The 1,380-nt window shown below is 48.1% G+C and carries 3 rRNA genes; all 3 read left to right on the top strand.

The annotated features are described in order from the left end of the window. Positions 1 to 413, top strand: a 16S ribosomal RNA gene (locus INF30_RS14550); the annotation flags it as partial. A 68-nt stretch (positions 414 to 481) separates the two neighbouring features. Continuing rightward, positions 482 to 599: ribosomal RNA gene (gene rrf / locus INF30_RS14545) — 5S ribosomal RNA — on the top strand. 542 nt (positions 600 to 1,141) lie between these two features. Then, a 23S ribosomal RNA gene (locus INF30_RS14540) occupies positions 1,142 to 1,380 on the top strand; the annotation flags it as partial.

Raw genomic sequence — 1,380 nt, 5'->3', positions numbered from 1 at the left:
GCACGTAATGGTGGGGACTCTGGAGGGACTGCCAGGGACAACCTGGAGGAAGGTGGGGATGACGTCAAATCATCATGCCCCTTATGACCAGGGCTACACACGTGCTACAATGGCGTAAACAAAGAGAAGCGAGGCTGTGAAGCGGAGCAAATCTCAAAAATAACGTCTCAGTTCGGATTGTAGTCTGCAACTCGACTACATGAAGCTGGAATCGCTAGTAATCGCGAATCAGAATGTCGCGGTGAATACGTTCCCGGGTCTTGTACACACCGCCCGTCACACCATGGGAGTTGGTAACGCCCGAAGTCAGTGACCCAACCGTAAGGAGGGAGCTGCCGAAGGCGGGACCGGTAACTGGGGTGAAGTCGTAACAAGGTAGCCGTATCGGAAGGTGCGGCTGGATCACCTCCTTTCTAAGGAACGAAGTAAGGATTGTTGTCTATTGTTGAGTTATCAAGCTGTCAAAAGCAGATGACTTGCTGCTGGTGGCGATGCGCCCGGGGGAAACACCCGTACCCATCCCGAACACGATGGTTAAGCCCCGGGAGGCCGATGGTACTGCACTGGAGACGGTGTGGGAGAGCAGGTGGCCGCCAGCATTAAAAAAGAAAAGGCAGATCCGCTGCCGAAGATCATATAGATACAGGCACAGATGAGCAACAACTTATCGCCGCCAACCCGATCAGCAGGGCAGTGCTGTTATGATAGCTGGTTTTACCAGTGATCAGATACGCAAAAGAGATTTTGTGTATGTGATGACTGATAAAACATCAGTCAGAAATGTACCTTGAAAACCGCATATAAGAAATTGATGAAAATATCAAGACATCCGAGGTATAAGTGAACACTTCACGAGTGCGGAAGCAGGAGTGTTAGTGTGAACTTAGTTCGACGTAAGTCGAACATCATTATTAGTAATGATACCACTTTGAAGAAAACAAAGTAAAAAAATTGACCTGAACCAACGCATGTAACGCTATACATGTGTGGCCATAGCATTGAAAGCCCCTCGAGAATTAGAAATTCTCTCGGTGACATTTGCTTCGCAAATATCACTGCCGAAACATGATCTTTCTTATGAAAGCAAGCTTTCACGAAAGATCAGTCCCGTCAGGATGCTTTCAAAGCTATTTGGCAAGTTGGTTATGCATGAAAGAGCGCAGGGTGGATGCCTTGGCACTAAGAGCCGATGAAAGACGTGATAAGCTGCGAAAAGCTTCGGGGAGGAGCAAATATCCATTGATCCGGAGATATCTGAATGGGGAAACCCACATGAGCAAACCTCATGTATCCATACGCCAATCCATAACGTATGGAGGGGAACCCGGTGAACTGAAACATCTAAGTAGCCGGAGGAAGAGAAAGAAACATCGATTCCGG

Source organism: Claveliimonas monacensis (assembly GCF_014982975.1).
GTDB classification, from domain to species: domain Bacteria; phylum Bacillota; class Clostridia; order Lachnospirales; family Lachnospiraceae; genus Claveliimonas; species Claveliimonas monacensis.
The sequence above is the reverse complement of the archived record's forward strand: the minus strand, read 5'-3'. Positions and strand labels throughout refer to the sequence as shown.